22 protein-coding genes are annotated in these 21304 nt (G+C 74.6%); 17 read left to right on the forward strand and 5 right to left on the reverse strand.

Going from position 1 to position 21304, the window contains the following annotated elements; all coding sequences use genetic code 11:
* Nucleotides 1-20: 20 nt before the first annotated feature.
* Entirely contained in the window at nucleotides 21-362 is a 342-nt protein-coding gene (locus J4G33_RS15040) for an STAS domain-containing protein (RefSeq protein WP_208056807.1), read from the reverse strand.
* A 100-nt stretch (nucleotides 363-462) separates the two neighbouring features.
* On the opposite strand from J4G33_RS15040, the gene J4G33_RS15045 reads away from it, so the two are divergent.
* From J4G33_RS15045 to J4G33_RS15065, 5 genes are all read left to right on the forward strand, one after another.
* On the forward strand, nucleotides 463-906 hold the full coding sequence (locus J4G33_RS15045) for a DUF3151 domain-containing protein (RefSeq protein WP_208056808.1): 444 nt from the start codon (nucleotides 463-465) through the stop codon (nucleotides 904-906).
* 131 nt (nucleotides 907-1037) lie between these two features.
* Nucleotides 1038-2324 carry an adenylosuccinate synthase gene (locus J4G33_RS15050; RefSeq protein WP_208056809.1) on the forward strand — a complete coding sequence of 429 codons (1287 nt, stop codon included), beginning with the start codon at nucleotides 1038-1040 and terminating at the stop codon, nucleotides 2322-2324.
* Between the two features lie 3 nt (nucleotides 2325-2327).
* Nucleotides 2328-3668, forward strand: coding sequence for a phosphoribosylamine--glycine ligase (purD, locus tag J4G33_RS15055; RefSeq protein ID WP_208056810.1), 1341 nt, complete (start codon nucleotides 2328-2330; stop codon nucleotides 3666-3668).
* A gap of 199 nt (nucleotides 3669-3867) precedes the next feature.
* Nucleotides 3868-4800 (forward strand): phosphoribosylaminoimidazolesuccinocarboxamide synthase, encoded by a 933-nt coding sequence (locus J4G33_RS15060; protein WP_208056811.1) that lies wholly within the window; start codon nucleotides 3868-3870, stop codon nucleotides 4798-4800.
* Between the two features lie 117 nt (nucleotides 4801-4917).
* A complete protein-coding gene (locus J4G33_RS15065; RefSeq protein WP_208056812.1) occupies nucleotides 4918-5928 on the forward strand; it encodes a siderophore-interacting protein in 1011 nt (336 codons plus the stop codon).
* Here J4G33_RS15065 and J4G33_RS15070 read toward each other — a convergent pair.
* Genes J4G33_RS15070 through J4G33_RS15085 form a run of 4 tightly spaced genes read right to left on the reverse strand, consistent with a single transcriptional unit; the run spans nucleotide 5891 to nucleotide 9763 of the window.
* Complete coding sequence (locus J4G33_RS15070; protein ID WP_208056813.1) at nucleotides 5891-7006, reverse strand: acyltransferase family protein; 1116 nt, start codon at nucleotides 7004-7006, stop codon at nucleotides 5891-5893. The two genes, J4G33_RS15065 and J4G33_RS15070, sit on opposite strands and share 38 nt — an antisense overlap.
* Complete coding sequence (locus tag J4G33_RS15075) at nucleotides 6991-7959, reverse strand: D-alanine--D-alanine ligase family protein (RefSeq protein WP_208056814.1); 969 nt, start codon at nucleotides 7957-7959, stop codon at nucleotides 6991-6993. Before J4G33_RS15075 ends, J4G33_RS15070 begins: the two co-directional genes overlap by 16 nt.
* The gene (alr, locus tag J4G33_RS15080) at nucleotides 7956-9140 is read right to left on the reverse strand and encodes an alanine racemase (protein WP_307793943.1); all 1185 of its coding nucleotides are present in this window, start codon (nucleotides 9138-9140) and stop codon (nucleotides 7956-7958) included. Before alr ends, J4G33_RS15075 begins: the two co-directional genes overlap by 4 nt.
* On the reverse strand, nucleotides 9137-9763 hold the full coding sequence (locus J4G33_RS15085) for a M15 family metallopeptidase (RefSeq protein WP_208056815.1): 627 nt from the start codon (nucleotides 9761-9763) through the stop codon (nucleotides 9137-9139). The genes alr and J4G33_RS15085 overlap by 4 nt, the downstream gene beginning before the upstream one ends.
* A gap of 86 nt (nucleotides 9764-9849) precedes the next feature.
* On the opposite strand from J4G33_RS15085, the gene J4G33_RS15090 reads away from it, so the two are divergent.
* The 12 genes from J4G33_RS15090 (at nucleotide 9850) to J4G33_RS15145 (ending at nucleotide 21271) form a co-directional block, all read left to right on the forward strand.
* Nucleotides 9850-10545 carry a response regulator transcription factor gene (locus tag J4G33_RS15090; protein WP_208056816.1) on the forward strand — a complete coding sequence of 232 codons (696 nt, stop codon included), beginning with the start codon at nucleotides 9850-9852 and terminating at the stop codon, nucleotides 10543-10545.
* Nucleotides 10538-11641 carry a sensor histidine kinase gene (locus tag J4G33_RS15095; RefSeq protein WP_307793944.1) on the forward strand — a complete coding sequence of 368 codons (1104 nt, stop codon included), beginning with the start codon at nucleotides 10538-10540 and terminating at the stop codon, nucleotides 11639-11641. Before J4G33_RS15090 ends, J4G33_RS15095 begins: the two co-directional genes overlap by 8 nt.
* A gap of 67 nt (nucleotides 11642-11708) precedes the next feature.
* Nucleotides 11709-12356: an FMN-binding negative transcriptional regulator gene (locus J4G33_RS15100; RefSeq protein WP_208056817.1), complete on the forward strand. Its 648-nt coding sequence runs from the start codon at nucleotides 11709-11711 to the stop codon at nucleotides 12354-12356.
* Nucleotides 12357-12373: 17 nt separating this feature from the next.
* Nucleotides 12374-13870 carry an amidohydrolase gene (locus J4G33_RS15105; protein ID WP_208056900.1) on the forward strand — a complete coding sequence of 499 codons (1497 nt, stop codon included), beginning with the start codon at nucleotides 12374-12376 and terminating at the stop codon, nucleotides 13868-13870.
* 61 nt (nucleotides 13871-13931) lie between these two features.
* The gene (locus J4G33_RS15110; RefSeq protein ID WP_208056818.1) at nucleotides 13932-14966 is read left to right on the forward strand and encodes a zinc-dependent alcohol dehydrogenase family protein; all 1035 of its coding nucleotides are present in this window, start codon (nucleotides 13932-13934) and stop codon (nucleotides 14964-14966) included.
* Nucleotides 14967-15025: 59 nt separating this feature from the next.
* Complete coding sequence (locus J4G33_RS15115) at nucleotides 15026-16081, forward strand: zinc-dependent alcohol dehydrogenase family protein (RefSeq protein ID WP_208056901.1); 1056 nt, start codon at nucleotides 15026-15028, stop codon at nucleotides 16079-16081.
* Between the two features lie 114 nt (nucleotides 16082-16195).
* Complete coding sequence (locus tag J4G33_RS15120) at nucleotides 16196-16519, forward strand: hypothetical protein (protein WP_208056819.1); 324 nt, start codon at nucleotides 16196-16198, stop codon at nucleotides 16517-16519.
* A gap of 258 nt (nucleotides 16520-16777) precedes the next feature.
* Nucleotides 16778-17089 carry a phosphoribosylformylglycinamidine synthase subunit PurS gene (purS, locus tag J4G33_RS15125; protein ID WP_208056820.1) on the forward strand — a complete coding sequence of 104 codons (312 nt, stop codon included), beginning with the start codon at nucleotides 16778-16780 and terminating at the stop codon, nucleotides 17087-17089.
* Nucleotides 17086-17826: a phosphoribosylformylglycinamidine synthase subunit PurQ gene (purQ, locus tag J4G33_RS15130; protein WP_208056821.1), complete on the forward strand. Its 741-nt coding sequence runs from the start codon at nucleotides 17086-17088 to the stop codon at nucleotides 17824-17826. The genes purS and purQ overlap by 4 nt, the downstream gene beginning before the upstream one ends.
* Nucleotides 17827-17845: 19 nt before the next feature.
* Complete coding sequence (locus tag J4G33_RS15135) at nucleotides 17846-18331, forward strand: GNAT family N-acetyltransferase (protein ID WP_208056822.1); 486 nt, start codon at nucleotides 17846-17848, stop codon at nucleotides 18329-18331.
* Nucleotide 18332: 1 nt separating this feature from the next.
* The gene (locus J4G33_RS15140; RefSeq protein WP_208056823.1) at nucleotides 18333-18917 is read left to right on the forward strand and encodes a GNAT family N-acetyltransferase; all 585 of its coding nucleotides are present in this window, start codon (nucleotides 18333-18335) and stop codon (nucleotides 18915-18917) included.
* A gap of 194 nt (nucleotides 18918-19111) precedes the next feature.
* Nucleotides 19112-21271, forward strand: coding sequence for a methyl-accepting chemotaxis protein (locus tag J4G33_RS15145; RefSeq protein WP_208056824.1), 2160 nt, complete (start codon nucleotides 19112-19114; stop codon nucleotides 21269-21271).
* Nucleotides 21272-21304 lie beyond the last annotated feature (33 nt).

Here is a 21304-nt window from a genome sequence, read left to right on the forward strand (position 1 = left end):
CGTGCGGGGCCCTGGGGGGCCTAGGTGCTGGCGACGACGGTCTCGGGCGGGCAGACGTGCTCGTCGTCGATCCGGAACAGGTCGAGGGCGCCGCACACCTCGAGGACGAAGAGGTCGCGGTCGTCGCAGCCGCGCAGCACGGTGGCCCCGCCCCGCTTGCGGCCCGCGTCGGCGAGGGAGATGAGGAAGGCCGCGCCGGTCGAGTCCATGAAGGTCACGCCGCACATGTCGATCACCAGGAGCTGGCGGCGCAGCCCGGTGACCCGCGCGGTGATCTCGGGGAACTGCGTGCGCTCGCTCAGGTCGAGGTCTCCCGAGACGACGATCGTCGTGGTCGCGGCGGACATCGAGATCTCGATCATGGGGGGAGCGGCTCTCTCGAGGGGTGGCCCCGTTCAGGGGCCGTCGTCGACCCTACCCACGGGGTGCCTGTGGTGCACCTCCACCCCGAGGGGGTCCAGGATGGGGGGCATGGAGAACCTGCTCGGCGGTCCGCCGCCCACCCTGCTGCCGACCGACCACCCCGACGTCGCCGCTCGGGAGTCCCTCGCGGCAGGGGCGACGGTCCGTGAGGTCGTCCCGCAGCAGCCGGCCTCCTCGTTGCTCTGGGCGCTGCTGGCCGAGGAGGCCCTGGCTGCTGAGGGCTCGGACCTCGACGGTGCCGTCGCGGCCTACGCCTACGCGCGCACCGGCTACCACCGGGGCCTGGACGCCCTGCGCCGCGCGGGCTGGCGCGGGACCGGCCCGGTGCCGGTCGACCACGAGCCCAACCAGGGGTTCCTGCGGGCCCTGCTGGCTCTGGCCGAGGCCGCAGGGCGGATCGGCGAGGCGCCCGAGGCCGAGCGGTGCCAGGCCCTGCTCGCCGACTGCGGCACCTCGGTCGACGAGGTCACCGCCCTGCGCTGACCGCTGCGTGCCGGTGAGCGGTCCGTCGCGGGCGTCCCGCCCTCCTCGGGCCGCGCTCCGGTAGCCTCGGTGCGGCGTGCGGGCCCCTCGGGGCCGGTGCGCCCACCGTGCCGTCCGACCGAAGGAACCACATGCCAGCCGTCGTCGTGCTCGGAGCCCAGTGGGGCGACGAGGGCAAGGGCAAGGCCACCGACCAGCTCGGCTCGAGGGTCGACTACGTCGTCAAGTTCAACGGCGGCAACAACGCCGGGCACACCGTCGTCATCGACGGCGAGAAGTACGCCCTGCACCTGCTGCCCTCGGGGATCCTGTCGCCCGGGGTCACCCCGATCATCGGCAACGGTGTGGTGGTCGACCTCGAGGTGCTGTTCGCCGAGCTCGACGCCCTGGAGGTCCGCGGGGTCGACGTCTCACGGCTGCTGGTCTCCTCGAGCGCGCACATCATCGCGCCCTACAACCGGACCCTCGACAAGGTCACCGAGCGCTTCCTCGGCAAGCGCCGCATCGGGACCACGGGCCGTGGCATCGGGCCCACCTACGCGGACAAGATCAGCCGGGTCGGCATCCGGGTCCAGGACCTGTTCGACGAGAACATCCTGGCCCAGAAGGTCGAGGGGGCCCTGGACCAGAAGAACCACCTGCTGGTCAAGGTCTACAACCGGCGCGCGATCACCGTCGAGGAGACCGTCGAGGACCTGCTGGCCTACGGCGAGCGGCTGCGCCCGATGGTCGCTGACACCGCCCTGGTGCTCAACGAGGCGCTCGACGCGGACAAGACCGTCGTCTTCGAGGCGGGGCAGGCGACGATGCTCGACGTCGACCACGGCACCTACCCCTTCGTGACCTCCTCCTCGGCCACGGCCGGCGGGGCGTGCACGGGCTCGGGGGTCGGTCCCACGCGCATCGACCGCGTGGTCGGCGTGATCAAGGCGTACACGACCCGGGTGGGCGAGGGGCCCTTCCCGACCGAGCTGGACGACGACGCCGGGGAGTGGCTCCGCAAGACCGGCGGCGAGTACGGCACGACGACGGGCCGCCCGCGCCGCTGCGGCTGGTACGACGCGGTCATCGCGCGCTACTCGAGCCGGGTCAACGGCCTGACCGACCTGGTGCTCACCAAGCTCGACGTGCTGACCGGCCTCGAGAAGGTCCCCGTGTGCGTGGCCTACGAGGTCAACGGCGTGCGGCACGACGAGATGCCTGTGGACCAGACCGCCTTCCACCACGCGGTCCCGATCTACGAGGAGCTCGACGGCTGGTGGGAGGACATCTCCCACGTCCGCACCTTCGAGGAGCTGCCGGTCAACGCCCAGCGCTACGTGCTGGCCGTCGAGGAGATGTCCGGGGCGCGGATCTCCTCGATCGGTGTGGGTCCGGGCCGCGAGGCCACCATCGTCCGGCACGACCTGCTGGGCTGAGCCGTGCGGATCCTCGTCATCGGCTCGGGCGCCCGTGAGCACGCCATCATCCGGTCGCTGGCCAGCGGCGCCGTCCCCGGCCCGACCGAGGTCACCCCGGCCGTGATCGGCGAGAACGACCCCGAGGTGCTCGACGGCCACGTGGCGAGCGGGCACGAGCTGCACGCGGCCCCGGGGAACCCCGGGATCGCGTCGCTCGCGACCCTGCATGAGGTCGATCCGCTCGACGGCGCCGCGGTCGCCGGCCTCGCGGTCGAGCTCGGGGCGGACCTCGTCGTCGTCGGGCCCGAGGCGCCGTTGGTCGCCGGGGTGGCCGACGCGGTGCGCGAGGCGGGGGTGCCCTGCTTCGGCCCGAGCGCCGCGGCCGCCGCCCTCGAGGGGTCCAAGGCCTTCGCCAAGGAGGTCATGGCCGCCGCCGAGGTCCCGACGGCCATGGCCCACGTGTGCACCGACCTCGGGCAGGTGGGCGAGGCCCTCGACGCCTTCGGCCCGCCCTACGTGGTCAAGGACGACGGGCTCGCCGCGGGCAAGGGCGTGGTCGTCACCGAGGACCGTGACGAGGCCCTCAGCCACGCCGAGCGCTGCCTCGCGCGGGGTGCCGGTGCGGCCGTGGTCATCGAGGAGTTCCTCGACGGGCCCGAGATCTCCCTGTTCTGCCTCAGCGACGGGCGGACCGTGGTGCCCCTGGCCCCCGCGCAGGACTTCAAGCGGGCCCTGGACGGGGACGAGGGCCCCAACACGGGCGGCATGGGCGCGTACTCCCCGTTGCCCTGGGCCCCGGAGGACCTGGTCGAGGAGGTCGTGGCGCGGGTCGCCCAGCCGACGGTCGACGAGATGTTCCGGCGGGGGACCCCCTTCGCCGGGGTGCTGTACTGCGGGCTCGCGCTCACCTCGCGCGGGCTGCGGGTCATCGAGTTCAACGCCCGGTTCGGGGACCCCGAGACCCAGGTGGTGCTCGCGCGTCTCGCCTCGCCGCTGTGCGAGGAGCTGCTCGCGGCCGCGACCGGTCGACTCGACGAGCAGCCCCCGCTGCGCTGGTCCGAGGACGCTGCCGTGACCGTCGTGGTCGCTGCCCACGGCTACCCGGGCGCGGTCCGGGCGGGGGACGAGATCGAGGGCGTGGCCGCGGCTGAGGCCCTGCCCGGGGTGCACGTGCTGCACGCCGGGACCGCTCAGGCCGAGGACGGCCCGCTCGTCTCGGCCGGGGGCCGCGTGCTCTCCGTGGTCGGCACCGGCCCCGACCTCGCGGCCGCCCGCGAGTCGGCCTACACGGGGATCGACCAGATCTCCCTGCGCGGCTCGCACCACCGCACCGACATCGCCACCCACCTGCCCACCCCCTGACCCCACCCCCTGACCCCACCCCCATCTCGTGTCAGACGCTGGGATACCCAGGGCATCCCCACGTTCTGACACGAGCGCCCACCGATCTCGTGTCAGACGCTGGGATACCCAGGGCATCCCCACGTTCTGACACGAGGGTGGGTCTTCAGGGGGTGACACGGTGGCGGGGGAGGCGGGCGGCGGTGGGAGACTGGCGCGCATGACGACGGCACCTGAGCTGGCTGGTTGGCTGCACACCTACTCGGGCAAGGTCCGTGACCTGTACGTCCCCGAGCCCGGCAGCCCTGCGGCCCTCGCTCACGGCGACGTCGTCCTGGTGGTCGCGAGCGACCGGATCAGCGCCTACGACCACGTGCTCTCGACCCCCGTGCCCGGCAAGGGCGTGGTGCTCACCCAGCTGAGCCTGTGGTGGTTCGGCCAGCTCGCGGACCTGGTGCCCAACCACGTGGTGACGGCCGAGGTGGCGCCCGACGGCGTGCCGCCCGAGGTCGCGGGCCGCGCCATGGTCTGCCGCCGGCTCACGATGTTCCCCGTCGAGTGCGTGGCCCGTGGCTACCTCACCGGCTCGGGGCTCGTCGAGTACCGCGCGACCGGCGAGGTCACCGGCATCCCGCTGCCGGCGGGACTGGTCGACGGCTCGCGCCTGCCCGAGCCGATCTTCACCCCGGCGACCAAGGCCGAGGTCGGCGAGCACGACGAGAACGTCAGCATCGACGTGGTCGCCGCGCAGCTGGGCTGGGCCGAGGCGGAGGAGCTGCGCACGCTGACCCTCGCCGTCTACGGCCGGGCCGAGGCCGTGGCGCGTGAGCGGGGGGTGATCCTGGCGGACACCAAGCTCGAGTTCGGGCGGGAGAGCCAGGGGCCCGACGCCGGGACCGTGGTGCTCGGTGACGAGGTGCTGACCCCGGACTCCTCCCGGTTCTGGCCCGCGGACGGGTGGGAGCCCGGGCGGGCGCAGCCGAGCTTCGACAAGCAGTTCGTCCGCGACTGGCTGACCTCACCGGCCTCGGGCTGGGACCGCGCCTCGGACACCGCGCCGCCGCCGCTGCCCGCGGAGGTGGTCGAGCGGACCCGCGACCGGTACCTCGACGCGTACCGCCGTCTGACCGGCGCAGACCTCGTCCTGCCCTGACCCATCGGCGAGCGTGTGACCCAGGTCACCGGCCCCCGATGAGATGAGGGGTACCTTCCTTAGGTTTGCCTATGCTCTACTGGCAGGGCCCGAGCACGTGCCGTCCTGAGGAGCCGTATGTCCGTCGTCGCCGCCGCCGACCCGCAGCGCAGGGTCCAGCCGGCGTCCCGCGGGTTCCAGGTCCAGGTCGCGCGCACCCGCCGCCTGAGCCCCAGCTTCCTGCGGATGACCTTCACCGGCCCGGACCTCGACGAGTTCGGCACCGAGGGCCTGGACCAGCGGATCAAGCTCGTGCTCCCCAACGCCTGCGGCGACCAGGTCGACGTCGCGGCCTTCACCGGCGCCGACTGGTACGCGGCCTGGCGCGAGCTCCCCGACGACCAGCGCAACCCGCTGCGGACCTACACCGTGCGCGCGGTGCGCCCCCTCGAGCGCGAGGTCGACGTCGACGTCGTGCTGCACGGGGTGGACCCCGGCGCGGTCACCACGCGGGGCTGCGGGCTGGCCCAGCTCATCGGCTGCGCGTGCAAGGCCCAGGTCGGCCCCGCCGTGAAGTGGTGCGCGGCCGCCCGCCCCGGCGACTCCCTGGTGCTCATCGGCCCGAACGCCCTGCACGAGGGCCCCAGCGCGGGCATCGAGTGGCGCCCCCCGGCTGACGCGACCTGCATGCTCCTCGCCGGGGACGAGACGGCCGCCCCGGCGATCTGCTCGATCCTCGAGCGGCTGCCCGCGGGCACCCGAGCCCACGCCTACGTCGAGGTCCCCACCGAGCACGACGAGCTCGACGTGCACCTGCCCGAGGGCGTCGAGCTGCGGTGGCTGCCCCGCCGCACCAGCGAGGGCGTCGCGCCGCACGGCAGCCTCATGACCGAGGCCGTCCAGACCACCGCGGCCCGCCTGGCTCGGGCCCGGCACGCCGGGGTCGAGCCCGAGGACGTCGACGTCGACAACGCGATCCTCTGGGACACCACCCGCGCCACGAGCGCCCCCGACGGCGTGTACACCTGGATCGCGGGGGAGGCGGCCGTGGTCAAGGGGATCCGCCGCTACCTGGTGCGCGACCTCGGGATCGACCGCCGTGCCGTGGCGTTCATGGGCTACTGGCGCGAGGGCCGCGCGGAGAGCTGACCGACCCCGCCCGTCGACCTCGCGGTCCGTGCTCCGTCGGACCGAAGAGACCTCCCAGCCCGACGGCGAGCAGCCGTCCGTGCACCAGGAGGCACAGCCACACCAGCAGGGCTGTGAGCAGGAGCGGCTCCACGACCGCGAGCACCGTCCCGAGCGGACCGTTCGTCGGGATGCCCCCGCCGAGGGCGCCCGCTCCTCGGTCGAGGAGGGCCAGCAGGGGGAGGTGGAGCACGTAGACGGGGAGGGTGCGGGTCCCCAGCCACGCCAGGCCGCGTGCCCCGCGCGGCATCCGACGCGCGACCACGACGGCCAGCAGGACGCCGAAGAGGACCGCGGTCACCGACACGGCCGGCCAGACGCCGTAGACCTGCCGTGCCCCGAGCAGGCCCATCGCCGCCGAGGCCCCTGCGTAGAGGACGAGGGCCAGCGCGGTCCGTGGCACGGTCGCGCGGTCGGCGAAGCGCCGCACCGGGACGCGGAGGCGGAGCGCCCCGAGGAAGAAGACCAGGTTCTGGGTGACCTGCCACCGGTTCCCGCCGTCCGGGAGGAGGTCGGCGGAGGCCGCCGCGGACACCAGGAACGCCAGGGGCAGCAGCCAGACGGTCGGCACGCGCGCCGTGACCTTCGCCAGGAGGAAGTACAGCGCGAGGGCGTAGAGGTACCAGAGGTTCGTCGGGCTGAGGAGCAGGTGCTCGACGAGCTCGGTGAGGGAGCGTGCACGAGCGGTGTCGACGCCGGGCGTGAGGGAGAAGAGGGCTGTGTGGATCAGCAGCCAGAGCGCGTACAGCCCGGCGAACCGCCAGACCCGCCGCCGGAGCAGGTCCCGCCAGGGCGCGGACACCGCGGAGGCGGCGAACAACCCCGAGACGGCGAAGAACAGCGGCATCCGCATCGGGGCCAGCTGCGCGGTGGAGAACGACCAGGCGGCCGGGACGAGACCGGCCTCCCACCCGACGTCGCGGTAGTGCTTGGTGACGACGTGCCACAGCACGACCAGGACGATGCAGAGTCCCTTCGCGACGTCGGGCCACAGCTCTCGGCCACGGGCCCCGGTGCTCGCCGTCACGTCGTCGGCCATCGCGCGCCCTCGACGAGCCGGCCCACCAGGTCCTCGTACGCGAGCCCCGCGGCGCGGAACATCCGCGGCACCTGCGATGCCGCCGTGAGACCGGGCATGGTGTTCACCTCGTTGAAGACGACGCCCTCGTCGGTGAGGAAGAAGTCCATCCGGGCGACGCCGCCGCAGCCGAACGCGTCGAAGAGGGTGAGCGCAGCACGGGTCAGGGCGTCGGCCTCCTCGGGAGCGAGCAACGCCGGGACGGTGAACCGTGCGGAGCCGTCGTACTTGGTGCGCGTGTCGAAGAGACCGTCCGTGTGGATCTCCAGGGCGGGGGCGGCCCACCGAGAGCCGTCCGGTTCGCGCAGGACGGCGACGTCGATCTCGCGACCACGGATCGGCTGCTCGACCAGCACCCTGCCGTCGCCCGAGACCCGGCCCGCCGCCCTGATGGCCGCCATGAGCTCGGACGCGTCCCGGGCGAGCGAGACGCCGTGGCTCGAGCCCGAGGCCACCGGCTTCACGACGACCTCCCGGGAGAACGCCACGGCCTCGGCCTCGACCGCCGGCACCACGACGCCGGGGGCGACCCGCACGCCTGCGTCCTGCGCGACGAGCTTGGCCAGGTGCTTGTCCATCCCCACGGCGCCGGTGGTGACCCCCGACCCGACGACCCGCACCTGCGCGAGCGAGCACAGGGCCGCGAGGACCCCGTCCTCACCGCGAGGCCCGTGCACGCAGGGGAAGACGACGTCCGAAGCCGCCAGGAACGACGTCGCCGCGACGAGGCTCTCCCCGGCGGTCGCCCCGAGCGCGTCGCCCTCCGCCCGCCAGACGCCGTCCGTCCCGATCTCGAGCAGGAGGACCGAGTGCCCCGAGCTCCACAGGGCATCGGCCACCGCGACCGCCGAGGCGGCCGAGACGTGGTGCTCGACGTTCTGCCCGCCCCCGATGACTGCCACGCGCTCACTCATGGTGCCTGCCTCGGCACCCGCGGACCGATGCCCGTGACGATCGCGTGAGGGATGGTCCCCGCCCACCCGGCCCACTCCTTGATCGTCGGGGCGCTCGTCCCCCGCGGGCCGAAGACGGTGGCGGTCGTCCCCTGCGGGAACGCGCGGGCTCCCGTGTCGACCACGACCTGGTCCATCGAGACGCGCCCCACGACGCGGTACCGGCGCCCGTCGATCCCCACCGACGCCTCGGCGGCGAGCTCCCGCGGGATGCCGTCGCCGTACCCGACACCCAGGACGCTCAGGTGGGTCGGGGCGGTCGTCACGTGGGCGCCGCCGTACCCCACCGGGGTGCCCGCGGGGACCTCGGTGGTGTGCACGACGGGGGCGGTCAACGTGGCGGCGCCGCGCAACGACGTCGTGCCTGACGGGTCGATCCCCACCAGGCCCGCACCGATCCGCACCATCTCGAAGTGCGTCGCCGGGTCGGTCAGGGTCGCGGCCGTCGTGCCCAGGTGCGACAGCAGAGGCCACAGGCCCGCAGCCACAGCGGCCTGCAGGCCAGCCGCGTAGGCCCCGATCCCGGTGCGGTTGCGAGCGGGGTCCCCGTGGTCGGCGTCGGGCAGGTGTCCCATCAGGCCCACGACGCGGATGCGGCCCCGCTCCTGCGCCTGCTGCGCGACCCGGAGCGCCACCGGCCAGTCCGCCCGGGGGAGCCCTCCGCGGGCCATCCCGGTGTCGAGGTGCAGGTGCACCCGCACCACCGACGGGGCGGCCGCCACCACGTGCTGCAGGTCCTCGACCGAACCGACCGCCACGTCGGTGCCGGTGCGGGCGGCCAGGTCGACGTCGATGCCTCCGGGATGCAGCCAGCTGAGCACGGGCTGGGTGATGCCTGCGCGTCGGAGCAGCGCGGCGTCGGCCACGTCGGTGACACCCAGCCACGAGGCGCCCGCCGCCACCGCCGCACGGGCGACCGTGAGCATGCCGTGCCCGAACCCGTCGGCCTTGACCACGGCCATCACCTGGGCGTCGGTGCGCGAGCGGATGGTGCGGACGTTGGCCTCGATCGCTGCCGCGTCGACATGGAGGGCCGGACCGGACGGGCCCGTGGTCGTGGGCTCTGCCCGCTCGACGGGCAGCTGAGCGTCGCGCGGTGGTGGGGGCCCTGGCACCGCGGTCGTGGCCGCGCGGGAGCTCACTCGCCCGCCCCCGGGGCCGCGGACGCGTCCGGGATCAGCTCTGGGCACCCGTCCTCGGGGGCCTCGGGCCGCAGCTCGATGTGCCACACCTCGTTCGCGTAGACCTGGCACAACCCGAACGGGGCACCGTGGCGACTGAGCCACTCGGCCGTCGCATACGGTCCGACGTCGACGGCGTCCCCCGTCACGTGGGCCGAGGTCTCGGCGGAGGCGACCCAGCGGGCCGCCTCCTCGGCGGAACCGTAGGTGCGCAGGGCGTCCTCCTGCAGCCACTGCTGGTAGGCCGCGGACCGCCAGCCGCTCGTGACGTGCAGCGGTCGCCCGTCGGCCTCGACGACGCTCGCCGCCTCACGCAGGGCGGCGAGGAGGGCGGGGTCCAGACGCGAGACCGAGGGGACGGAGTCGTCGAACGGCGAGACGGTCTCGCCGTCGGGGATGCGACCGTCGGCGGCCGTGGGCTCGGTCGGCCCTCCCGTGAGGGTCGCGCCGAGGAAGGACGCGAGGCCGAGGCCGAGGGCCAGGAGCGCCGCGACGGTCGCGGCCGTGCGACGACGAGCTCTTCGGGGGGTACCCGGGCGAGGCTCGGTCCTCTGCTGGGGGGCGGGGTCGGTGCGTACGGGCATGGGTCGAGCCAACGGGGCAGGGTGTTGCCGCTGCGTATCGGCTCTCGCATACGCCGGCGATACACCCCCGCGCATAAGGTCGCCCTGTGCGCGTGCTGATCGTCGAGGACGAGCCGGACCTTGCCGCGGCCGTCCGCGACGGGCTCCGGCTCGAGGCGATCGCTGCGGACGTCGCGCACGACGGCGACAGCGCCCTCGAGCTGCTGAGCATCAACTCCTACGCCGTGGCGGTGCTCGACCGCGACGTCCCTGGCCCCTCGGGTGACGACGTCGCGCGCTGGATCGTCGACTCCGGGTCGCGCACGCCGATCCTCATGCTGACGGCTGCCGACCGTCTGGACGACAAGGCCAGCGGCTTCGAGCTGGGTGCCGACGACTACCTGACCAAGCCCTTCGCGATGCGTGAGCTCGTGCTGCGGGTCCGCGCCCTCGGCCGCCGGGCCGCCCCGCACACCCCGCCGACCCTCGAGCTCGCCGACCTCCGGCTCGACCCGTTCCGGCGCGAGGTCTTCCGGGGCGGCAGGTACGTCGCGGTCACGCGCAAGCAGTTCGCCGTGCTCGAGGTGCTCATGGCGGCCGGTGGTGGTGTGGTCAGCGCCGAGCAGCTGCTCGCGCAGGCGTGGGACGAGAACGCCGACCCCTTCACCAACGCGGTGCGGATCACGATCTCGCAGCTGCGCAAGCGCCTGGGCGAACCCTGGCTCATCGGCACCGTCCCGGGGGCGGGGTACCGCATCGAGACCGGGGAGCCCGCCCGGTCCGCGGAGGTGGAGGGTGGGTAGGCGGGGCCTGTCCGCGCGGTTGCGGCTCACCCTCAGCTACGCGGCGCTCGTCGCCGTCGTGAGTGCGCTGCTGCTGGCGGTCGTCCTGCTCTTCCTCCTGCGCTACGTGCCCGAGGGCAACATCGTCCTCCTGGGACCTGGTCAGTCGGCGACCTTCGTGCCCGACCGGTCCGACCTCCTGCGCGCCTTCGTGCCGGCGGCGGCCGTCAGCATCCTGCTGTCCTTCGCCCTCGGGATGCTCGGGGGGTGGTGGCTCGCCGGCCGGGTGCTGCGGCCGCTCGCCGCCCTCGGCGACGCGGCACGGCGAGCCGCGGCGGGGTCGCTGGCGCACCGGATCGGACCGCGCGGACCGCAGGACGAGTTCCGTGAGGTCGCCGAGGCCTTCGACGCGATGCTGGCACGGATCGAGCGGAGCGTCGACGAGCACCGACGCTTCGCGGCCGACGCCTCGCACGAGCTCCGCACCCCGCTGGCCACCACGAGGGCGGTCCTCGACGTCGCCGCGGCCGACCCGGAGGTGGACACGCAGCAGGTCCTCGCGCGGCTCCGCGCCGCGAACGATCGGGCCGTCGCCGTCACCGAGTCCCTGCTGCTCATCGCGCGGACGGACGCCGTCCCGCCCGAGCGGGTCGAGGTCGACCTGGCCCTCGTCCTGGAGGACGCGGTCGAGACCCTCGCGCACCTCGCCGAGTCACGGGGGGTCGAGCTGCGGGTCGACGCGCGGCCCGCCGTCGTCCGCGGGGACGAGGCCCTGCTCCAGCGGCTCGCCGTCAACCTGGTCCAGAACGCCGTCGTGCACAATGTGGCCACCGGCGGGTGGGTCCAGGTGGGCGCCCACAGCTCGGGCGGCGAGGCCCGCCTCACGGTCGAGAACACCGGCGGCGTCCTGACGCCGGAGGAGGTGGTGCGGCTGACAGCCCCGTTCCACCGTGGTGCGGGGCGGGCGCGCACGAGCGATCACGGCGGCGCAGGCCTCGGCCTGGCCATCGTGACGTCGATCCTCGACGCGCACGGCGGCACCCTCGTGCTCACGCCGCGGGACGAGGGCGGCCTGGTCGCGACCGCAGCCTTCGCCGCCGTCGCGGGGCGCCCGTGAGCCTGGGGCGGCGTGATCGTGGCACAGTCGGCCCTGACCGCGAGACGCCCAACCCGAAGGGCCGCCGATGATCGACACCCCCGACTACGCCCTGACCGACGAGGCGCGCGTGCGGGAGCTCATCACCGAGCACGGCTGGGCCACGCTGGTCAGCCACACCGCCGAGGGCCTGGTCGCCTCCCACGTGCCCGTGCTGCTCGAGGACGGCCCCGAGCTCACCGTGGTCAGCCACGTGGGCCGGCCCGACGACGCCCTGCACGGCCTCGGGTCCGGCGAGGTGCTGCTGGTCGTCGAGGGCCCCTACGGCTACGTCTCGCCCGGCTGGTACGGCACCAGCCCCGCGGTCCCCACCTGGAACTACCTGGCCGTGCATCTGCACGGCACCCCCGAGCTGCTCGACGCCGAGGACACCTACCGCGTGCTCTCGGACACCACCGACCGCTACGAGGCCCCCATGCCCCACCCGATCGGCCTGCCCGACGTCGCCGAGTACGCCCACCGGATCGCCCCCGGGGCCGCCGGCTTCCGGCTGCGGGTGACCCGCTGGCAGGGCAAGGCGAAGCTCAGCCAGGACAAGCCCCGCGAGGTCGCCGAGCGCGTCGTCGCCCACCTCGAGCAGCCGGCGGGGCAGGCGGACCACCCGTACTCGAACCCGGCGCTGGCCCGGGAGATGCGGGCCGAGATGGCACGGCAGGACGCCGAGGAGCTGCGGTGAGCGCGGCGGGCGCGTCGATGCTCCTGCGCGGTGCTCGGCTGGTGCCGATCGGCCACGAGCCCGCAGGCGCACCGGCGAGCGTGACCGGCACCCCGGTGGACGTGCGCCTGGTCGACGGGCGGATCGCCGAGGTCGGGCCCACGCTCGCGGCGGTGGCGGGGGAGGAGGTCGTCGACCTCGCCGGGCGGTGGCTGATGCCCGGGCTCTGGGACGCCCACACCCACATGGACCAGTGGGCCCTGGCCCGCCAGCGGCTCGACGTCTCCCAGGCCCGCAGCGCCGCCGAGGCCGCGGGGATGGTGTGCCGGCGCCTCGCCGAGCAGCCCGTGCCCGACGGGGCGATGCTCGTGGCCTTCGGCTTCCGCGACGGGCTGTGGCCCGACGCCCCGACCGCCGCGCTGCTCGACGAGGCGATCGCGGCTGCCGGACTGCCTCCCACCGCCGTCACCGCGGTCTCGGGGGATCTGCACTGCGGGTGGCTGAGCTCCCCGGCCCTGGCGCAGCTCGGGGTGGCCGACCACCCGACGGGGCTGATGCGCGAGGCCGAGTGGATGCCGCTCACGGCCCTGCTCGACGCCGTCCCGGTCGAGGTGCTCGACGCGTGGGTGGGCGAGGCGACCCGTGCGGCGGCGGCCCGCGGCGTCGTCGGCGTGGTGGACCTCGAGATCGCCGACAACCTCGTCACCTGGCCGCGCCGGGCCGAGGCCGGGCCCCTCGCGCTGCGCGTCGAGGCGGGGGTGTGGCCCGAGCACCTCGACGGCGTCGCAGGTCGCCCCAGCGGCACCCCGCTCACCCCCGACGGGCTCGTCACGGTCGGCCCGTTCAAGGTGGTGACCGACGGCTCCCTCAACACCCGGACCGCCTTCTGCCACGACCCCTACCCGGGGCTCACCGGCCCGCTGGCCCGCGGGGTGCTCTCGGTGCCCCCCGAGGTGCTCGTCCCGCTGATGGGCCGGGCCCACGCGGGCGGGCTGCGCTGCGCGATCCACGCCATCGGCGACCTCGCGAACACCCTCGTCCTGGACGCCTTCGAGAGCACCGGCGCGCGGGGCAGCGTCGAGCACGCCCAGCTGCTGCGCCCCGAGGACGCCCCGCGCATGGCCGCCCTGGGGCTGGTCGCGAGCATCCAGCCCGAGCACGCCATGGACGACCGCGACGTGGCGGACCGGCACTGGGCCGGGCGCACCGGGCACGCCTTCGCCTTCGCGACCCTCGCACAGGCGGGCGTGACCCTGGCCCTCGGCTCGGACGCCCCGGTCGCCGTCCTCGACCCCTGGGCCGCGATCGACGCCGCGGTGCGTCGCTCGCGCGACGGGCGCGACGTGTGGCACCCCGAGCAGCGCCTCGACCTCGCGACGGCGGTCGCCGCCTCGGTGCGAGGTCGGGTCGCGGTCGGGGAGGCCGCGGACCTCGTGGTGCTCGACGCCGACCCCACCGACCCCGCGACGGACCTGCGGGCGATGCCGGTGGCCGGGACCCTGCTGGCGGGGCGCTGGACCCACCGGGCCCTCTGACCGCCCGGGCCCTCGGAAAGCCGGGCCCTCGCAAGCCCGGGCCGGTGCGAGGATGGCGGGCATGAGAGCTGTGCTGATCCATGGTGGCCGCGACGTCCGCGTCGAGGAGGTGCCCGACCCGACCCTGCTCGAGCCGACCGACGCGATCGTCCAGGTGCTCGTCTCCTGCATCTGCGGGAGCGACCTGTGGCCCTACCGCCGCGAGGGGCAGCGCGAGGCGCGACGCATCGGGCACGAGTTCCTCGGCGTGGTGGCCGAGGTCGGCGCCGAGGTCACCACGGTGCGCCCGGGCGACGTCGTCATCGCGCCGTTCATGTGGAGCGACGGCACCTGCGCGCACTGCCGGGCGGGGCTGCAGACCTCCTGCCTGCACGGCGGCGGCTGGGGCGAGGACCGGGTCGACGGCGGTCAGGGCGAGGCCGTGCGCGTCCCGCAGGCCGACGGCACCCTCGTCGTGGCGCCGGTCGCCGCGGACGACGAGCGGCTGGCCGCGCTGCTGACCCTCTCCGACGTCATGGGCACCGGGCACCACGCGGCGCGGGCCGCCGGGGTCGAGGCCGGGTCGCACGTGGCCGTGGTCGGGGACGGCGCCGTCGGGCTGTGCGGGGTGCTCGCCGCCCGCCGGCTCGGGGCCGAGCGGATCATGCTGCTGGGGCGCCACCCGGACCGGATCGCCGTCGGGCGGACCTTCGGGGCCACCGACGTCATCTCGGAGCGAGGCGAGGGGGCCGTCGCCCAGGCGATGGAGATGACCGACGGGCTGGGCTTCGCGCACGTGCTCGAGTGCGTGGGCATGCAGTCCTCCTGGGAGACCGCGATCGGCATCGCCCGCCCGGGCGGGACCGTCGGCTACGTCGGGGTGCCCGCGGGCCTGACCGACGGCCTGCCGCTCGGCCAGATGTTCCGGCACAACGTGGCCGTGCGCGGCGGGGTCGCCCCCGTCCGCGCCTACCTGCCCGAGCTGCTCGCCGACGTGCTCGACGGGACCATCGACCCCGGGCCGGTCTTCGACGTCGAGCTCGGGCTCGACCAGGCCCCCGAGGGGTACGCCGCCATGGACGAGCGGCGCTCGATCAAGGTGCTGCTGCGGCCGTGAGCGGCGTGGAGCAGGCGACCGGCCCGGGTGCCGCGGCGAGTGGCCAGCGCGACGCGACCATGCGCGCCGTCGTCCTCGACGCCTTCGGTGGACCCCTCGAGGTGCGCGAGGTGCCCGCCCCCGCGTGCCCGCCCCACGGCGTCGTCCTGCGGGTCGAGGCCACCGGGGTGTGCCGCAGCGACTGGCACGGCTGGCAGGGCCACGACGCCGACATCACCGTGCCGCACGTCCCCGGGCACGAGCTCGCCGGGACGGTCCTCGAGGTCGGGCCCGAGGTGCGGCTCTGGCGCGTCGGGGACCGGGTGACCGTGCCCTTCGTGTCCGCCTGCGGGGAGTGCGACGCGTGCCTGGCGGGGGAGCAGCAGGTGTGCGAGCGGCAGACCCAGCCCGGGTTCACCCACTGGGGTTCCTTCGCCGAGCAGGTCGCCCTGCACCACGCCGACGTGAACCTCGTCGCCCTGCCGGACGCCCTGACCGCCGCGACGGCAGCCTCCCTCGGGTGCCGGTTCGCGACCGCCTACCGTGCGCTGACCGTGCACGGGCGGGTGCGCGCGGGGGACTGGGTGGCGGTGCACGGGTGCGGCGGCGTCGGGCTCTCGGCCGTGATGATCGCCGCGGCCGGTGGGGCGCGGGTGCTCGCGGTCGACGTCTCCGAGGCCGCCCTCGAGGCCGCGCGGGCAGCCGGGGCCGAGGTGCTCCTCGACGCCTCGACCCTCGACGGTCCCGAGGCGGTGGCGGCCCGGATCGCCGAGCTGACCGACGGCGGGGCCCACGTCTCCCTCGACGCCCTCGGCAGCCCCACGACGGCGGTCGCGTCGATGCTGGGGCTGCGCCGCCGCGGGCGGCACGTCCAGGTGGGGCTCCTCGTCGCGGACCACGCGCGCACCGCCCTGCCGATGGACCGCGTGGTCGGGTGGGAGCTCGAGATCTACGGCAGCCACGGGATGGCCGCCCACGAGTACCCCGCGATGCTCGAGCAGGTCGCGGCCGGTGTGCTGCGCCCCGACCGCCTGGTCACCCGCGAGATCCCCCTCGACGACGCCCCCGCGGCCCTCGCTGCCATGGGCGCCCCTGCCGTCGGTGCCGGCATGACCGTCGTCCTCCCCCGGCCCTAGCCCCCTCCTCCTCGTGTCAGACGCTCGGATACCTCGGGGTACCTGGGGCTCTGACACGAGATCTGGGGTTGTCCGAGCAGGGCCGGCGGGGTTGAGTGGGGCGGGGGAGGTGCCATGGGTGCGCGGATCGGACGGATGGCGGCGCTCGCTGCTGCCGTCCTCGTGCTCGCCGCCTGCGCGCCGGGGGCCAACGAGCTGGTCGGGACGGCGATCCCCGGGACCACGAGCCCGGCCGGGTTCTGGCGCGGCCTGTGGCACGGCGTCATCGCCCCGGTGACCTTCGTCGTCTCCCTCTTCTCCGACGGGGTCGGCATCTACGAGGTCCACAACAACGGCGGTTGGTACGACGCCGGCTTCCTGCTGGGCTTGTCCGCCGTCTTCGGCGGGGGCGCAGGCTCGAGCCAGGCCACGCGCACCGCGCGCCGCCGCCGCACCTGACCACCCCCACCTCGTGTCAGAACCTGGGATACCTGGAGGTACCTGACGTTCTGACACGAGCCTGCGCCGATCTCGTGTCAGAAGCTGGGATACCCAGGGGTACCCCACGTTCTGACACGAGGGTGGGGCCGGGGGTGGGGTCAGGGGGTGACACGGGGCGGGGGCTGGTGGGGGGCGCGGGTAGGCTGGCGGCGGCCGCGCACGACGTCGTGCACCCAGCCACCGCCGCTGCCGCCAGACCAGCACCAGGAGCCTGACGTGGGACGTGTCGTCGTCGATGTGATGCCGAAGCCCGAGATCCTCGACCCCCAGGGCAAGGCCGTCGCCGCGGCCCTGCCCCGCCTGGGCTTCGAGGGCTTCACCGGGGTGCGGCAGGGCAAGCGCTTCGAGCTCGAGGTCGACGGCGAGGTCACCGAGGCGGTGCTCGAGACCGTGCGCCAGGCCGCGGCCACGCTGCTGTCCAACCCCGTGATCGAGGACGTCGTCCGCGTCGCCGCTGCCGAGGAGCACGACGCCACGCAGGCCGGCGCCGTCCCGGGCGGTGCCTCGACCGCAGGGCCCCACGCGTGACCGCCGTCGCCCCCGAGGCCACCGGCAGCACGACCCTGCAGGGCGCCCGCGTCGGTGTCATCACCTTCCCGGGCACCCTCGACGACCGTGACGCGGCCCGCGCGGTGCGCCTCGCCGGCGGCACCGCCGTCCCCCTGTGGCACGCCGACGCCGACCTGCACGAGGTCGACGCCGTGGTGCTGCCCGGCGGCTTCTCCTACGGGGACTACCTGCGTGCCGGGGCCATCTCGCGCTTCGCCCCCGTCATGGGCGAGCTCGTCGAGGCGGCCCAGGGCGGCCTCCCCGTGCTGGGCATCTGCAACGGCTTCCAGGTGCTCACCGAGGCCCACCTGCTGCCCGGGTCGATGATCAAGAACGACCACCGCACCTTCCTGTGCCGCGAGCAGGTCCTCGTCGTCGAGAACGCCGAGACCGCCTGGACCCGCGACTACAACCAGGGCGAGCGCATCACGATCCCGCTCAAGAACCAGGACGGCCAGTACGTCGCCGACGAGCACACCCTCGACGAGCTCGAGGGCGAGGGCCGCGTCGTCTTCCGCTACGAGGGCTGGAACCCCAACGGCTCGCGCCGCGACATCGCCGGGATCACCAACGCCGCCGGGAACGTCGTCGGCCTCATGCCCCACCCGGAGCACGCCGTCGAGGTCGGGTTCGGGCCCGACGGCGAGGCCGGCCCCCGCACCGGGACGGACGGCCTGCGCTTCTTCAGCTCGGTCCTGACCACCCTGCTCGGCTGAGCACCCGGAGCCCGCGCGCATGAGCACCCAGGAGACCGCGCCCGCCGCCACGCCCGTCGCGTGGGACCACCCCGCCGTGCAGGAGCTGTGCACCGAGCAGCAGGCCGAGCTCCGTGGCAGGTACGACGACGACGGAGGCGCCGAGCCGAACCTTCCCGCGGAGGAGATGCTCGTGACCCTCCTCGTCCACGTCGACGGCCAGCCCGTCGCGACCGGCTCGCTGCGCGACGCCTCGACGTACGGCACCGGCTCGGGGGAGATCAAGCGGATGTACGTCCGGGCCCCCTACCGCGGTCGCGGGCTCTCGCGGCTCGTGCTCACCGCGCTCGAGGCGGCGGCCACCGCGCGCGGGATGCGTCGGCTGATCCTCGAGACCGGCGTGCTCCAGCCCGAGGCGATCGGCCTGTACCGGTCGGCGGGCTACACCCCGATTCCCAGATACGGCCCCTACGTCCACGAGGCCGACTCCCTGTGCTTCGAGCGCGCGCTCCTCACCGTTCCCTGACGTGCACCACGACCTGACCCTCCACGCCGCCGACCTGCGGCTCGCGCCCCTCGCCGAGGACCACGCACCGGCCCTGCTCGACCTCGTCGACGACGAGCTCTGGGCCGGCATGACGAGCCCCACCCCGCGCACCGTCCAGGAGATGACCACCTGGGTGCACGCCGCGCGCACCACCCCGCAGCGCTACGCCTTCGCCGTGCTCGGGCCGGACGGCACGACGCGCGGCTCGACCTCCTTCTACGAGGTCGACGAGCGGGTCGCGCGCTGCGAGATCGGCCACACCTTCTACGGCCGGGCGTGGTGGGGCGGGTCGACCAACCCCGCGGCCAAGCTCGCCCTGCTCACCCACGCCTTCGACGTCTGGGGCATGCACCGCGTGGCGCTGCGGGCCGACGCCAGGAACTCCCGCAGCATCGCGGCGATGCGCCGCCTGGGGGCCACGGCCGAGGGGGTGCTGCGTGGGCACCGGATCGCCGCCGACGGCACGCGCGGCGACACCGCCTACTTCTCGGTCCTGGCCGAGGAGTGGCCCGGGGTGCGCGAAGGGCTCCTCGAGCGTCTCGGGTCGGCGCCCGCTCCGGGCTGAGAGCACCCGGCGATCGCCACCCCGGACGGCCGGGGATCGGCCGACCAGGGACCAAGGTCCCGTCCAGGCACCTTTCACCCGCCGGAAGGATCATGATCTTTCCGCGACGGTCGATGACGTGGGGCAGACAGACCCCAGTGCCGGGTGCAGCGGCGGGGGCACGCGGCACCCGGCTCCTACTCGAGGAGCACATCATGACCGCCGCGAACGGCCCACGCCCGCACCCCACCTCGGACTCGGCCCCGCGGCGCGGGTCGAGCCTGCGGCGTCCCGGGTTGCGAGCCCAGCTGGCCCTGACCGGCGTCGGCGCGGTGGTCCTCACCGCCCTGCTGCTCACGGTGGTCAGCGGCTGGCAGAGCCGTGAGCTCACCGCGACCGCGACCGCCGACGTCCAGACCCTGACCGACGCCTCCCTCGCGAGCACCGTCGGGCAGGCCGAGGCCCTCGTCGCGACCCAGGTCGCGACGGTGACCGAGCGGCTCGAGTCCGACCTCGGCGTCGCGCAGCAGGTCATGGCCGGGGCCGGCCAGGTCACCTTCGAGGGCACCACCTCGTGGCAGGCACGGGACCAGACCACCCAGGAGGTCTCGACCGTGACCCTCCCGCGCATGCTCGTCGGCGGGGACTGGCTGGGCCAGAACCAGAGCCTGGACACCACGACCCCCGTGGTCGACGAGATCGCGGACCTCCTCGGTCATGCGGTCACCGTCTTCCAGCGCATGAACGACGACGGCGACATGCTGCGGGTCGCCACCACGGTCGTCACCCAGGACGGCGACCGGGCCATCGGCACCTACATCGCGGCCACCGGCGCGGACGGCACCCCCAACGCCGTCGTCGGCTCCCTGCTCCGCGGCGAGGCGTTCTTCGGGACCGCGCAGGTGGTGGGTCAGACGTACGTGACGGGCTACGCGCCCATCACCCAGGGCGAAGAGGTCGTCGGAGCGCTCTTCGTGGGCATCCCGCAGGCCGAGGTCGACGCACCGCTGCGCGAGACCCTCAGCCAGGTCACGGTCGGCGAGCAGGGCTTCCTCACCGTGCAGGACGCCGCGGGTGGCTGGGTCGTCCCGCCCCCCGGGGCCGGTGCTGAGGAGTCCGCCCTCGACGCGGTCGACGCGCAGGGCGAGCCCTACGCCCAGGGGCTCCTGGACGCCGCCGTCGAGCTCGAGGAGGGCCAGACCGTGCGCACCGACGTCGATCTCGCGAGCACGGGCCCGGCCTCGGTCGAGCTCGCCCGCTTCCCCGCCTGGGGCTGGACCATGGCCGCGTGGGGGGTCGACGCCGAGCTCGGTGCCGTCGCCGCCGGCCTCGAGGAGGGCTCCTCGGCCCTCCAGCGCAACCTTCTCGTGGCCGGGGTGCTCGTCGCTGCGGTCATCGCCGGCCTGGTGCTGTGGTCCTCCGGGCGCATCGTCGCGCGGCTCGGACGCCTGACGGCGACCCTGCGTCGCGTCGCCGACCGTGACCTCTCGGTCGAGGTGACCCCGGAGGGCCACGACGAGATCGGCGCCATGGGCCACGCCCTGCGCGAGGCCGTCGAGGCGATGCGGGCAGCCCTGCTGCGGATGCAGAGCGGGGCCGAGCAGCTGCGCTCGACGGCCTCCTCCCTCGACGGGTCGAGCGGCACCCTCGAGGGCATCGCCGGGGAGACCGACGCGCGGGCCTCGGAGGCCTCGGTCGCCGCGGTCACCGTCTCGGAGGAGGTCCAGGCCGTGACGGCCGCGATGACCGAGATGCGCACCTCGATCGACTCGGTCAGCGCCGACGTGCAGCAGGCCACCACCCAGGCCGGGCAGGCCGTGAGCCTGACCCAGGACGCCGGGGCCTCGGCCGGACGGCTCAGCACCTCCTCGGCGGAGATCGCCAGCGTGCTGCGCTCGGTCACGGCCATCGCCGAGCAGACCAACCTGCTGGCCCTCAACGCGACCATCGAGGCCGCCCGCGCGGGGGAGGCGGGCAAGGGCTTCGCCGTCGTCGCCGGGGAGGTCAAGGAGCTCGCGAGCCAGACGGCCGCAGCGATCGAGGCGATCACCCCGGTGCTCACGGCCGTGACGACCGACGCCGAGGACGTGCGCAGCGCGATCGAGCGGATCACCTCGGTCATCGAGGAGGTCAGCGAGCGGCAGGGGTCGATCGCCGCCGTCGTCGAGGAGCAGAGCGCGACCACCACCGAGATGGAGCGGAACCTGGTGCGGGCCGCCGGGGGGACCACCGAGATCGCCGACCACGTGACCCTGGTGGCCCGCGCCGCCCAGGGCACCTCGGGTCAGGTCGGCGAGGTGCGGGACGCCGTCACGGACCTCTCCTCGGTCGCCGCCGAGCTCGGCGAGGGCTCCCGCGAGTTCACCCTGGCGTGACCCCTCACCCCTGCTGAAGTCTCGTGTCAGACG

Origin of the sequence: Actinotalea soli, from assembly GCF_017565425.1 — a bacterium.
Classification (GTDB): Bacteria; Actinomycetota; Actinomycetes; order Actinomycetales; family Cellulomonadaceae; genus Actinotalea; species Actinotalea soli.

What these genes read in the sequence shown, in the direction of transcription:
- J4G33_RS15145 (WP_208056824.1), top strand. Translation starts at nt 19,112, where the DNA reads ATGACCGCCGCGAACGGCCCACGCCCGCACCCCACCTCGGACTCGGCC.
- J4G33_RS15105 (WP_208056900.1), top strand. Translation starts at nt 12,374, where the DNA reads ATGCTCCTGCGCGGTGCTCGGCTGGTGCCGATCGGCCACGAGCCCGCA.
- J4G33_RS15100 (WP_208056817.1), top strand. Translation starts at nt 11,709, where the DNA reads ATGATCGACACCCCCGACTACGCCCTGACCGACGAGGCGCGCGTGCGG.
- J4G33_RS15065 (WP_208056812.1), top strand. Translation starts at nt 4,918, where the DNA reads ATGTCCGTCGTCGCCGCCGCCGACCCGCAGCGCAGGGTCCAGCCGGCG.
- J4G33_RS15110 (WP_208056818.1), top strand. Translation starts at nt 13,932, where the DNA reads ATGAGAGCTGTGCTGATCCATGGTGGCCGCGACGTCCGCGTCGAGGAG.
- J4G33_RS15050 (WP_208056809.1), top strand. Translation starts at nt 1,038, where the DNA reads ATGCCAGCCGTCGTCGTGCTCGGAGCCCAGTGGGGCGACGAGGGCAAG.
- J4G33_RS15075 (WP_208056814.1), bottom strand. Translation starts at nt 7,959, where the DNA reads ATGAGTGAGCGCGTGGCAGTCATCGGGGGCGGGCAGAACGTCGAGCAC.
- J4G33_RS15070 (WP_208056813.1), bottom strand. Translation starts at nt 7,006, where the DNA reads ATGGCCGACGACGTGACGGCGAGCACCGGGGCCCGTGGCCGAGAGCTG.
- J4G33_RS15045 (WP_208056808.1), top strand. Translation starts at nt 463, where the DNA reads ATGGGGGGCATGGAGAACCTGCTCGGCGGTCCGCCGCCCACCCTGCTG.
- J4G33_RS15115 (WP_208056901.1), top strand. Translation starts at nt 15,026, where the DNA reads ATGCGCGCCGTCGTCCTCGACGCCTTCGGTGGACCCCTCGAGGTGCGC.
- J4G33_RS15040 (WP_208056807.1), bottom strand. Translation starts at nt 362, where the DNA reads ATGATCGAGATCTCGATGTCCGCCGCGACCACGACGATCGTCGTCTCG.
- J4G33_RS15085 (WP_208056815.1), bottom strand. Translation starts at nt 9,763, where the DNA reads ATGCCCGTACGCACCGACCCCGCCCCCCAGCAGAGGACCGAGCCTCGC.
- J4G33_RS15120 (WP_208056819.1), top strand. Translation starts at nt 16,196, where the DNA reads ATGGGTGCGCGGATCGGACGGATGGCGGCGCTCGCTGCTGCCGTCCTC.
- J4G33_RS15135 (WP_208056822.1), top strand. Translation starts at nt 17,846, where the DNA reads ATGAGCACCCAGGAGACCGCGCCCGCCGCCACGCCCGTCGCGTGGGAC.
- J4G33_RS15060 (WP_208056811.1), top strand. Translation starts at nt 3,868, where the DNA reads ATGACGACGGCACCTGAGCTGGCTGGTTGGCTGCACACCTACTCGGGC.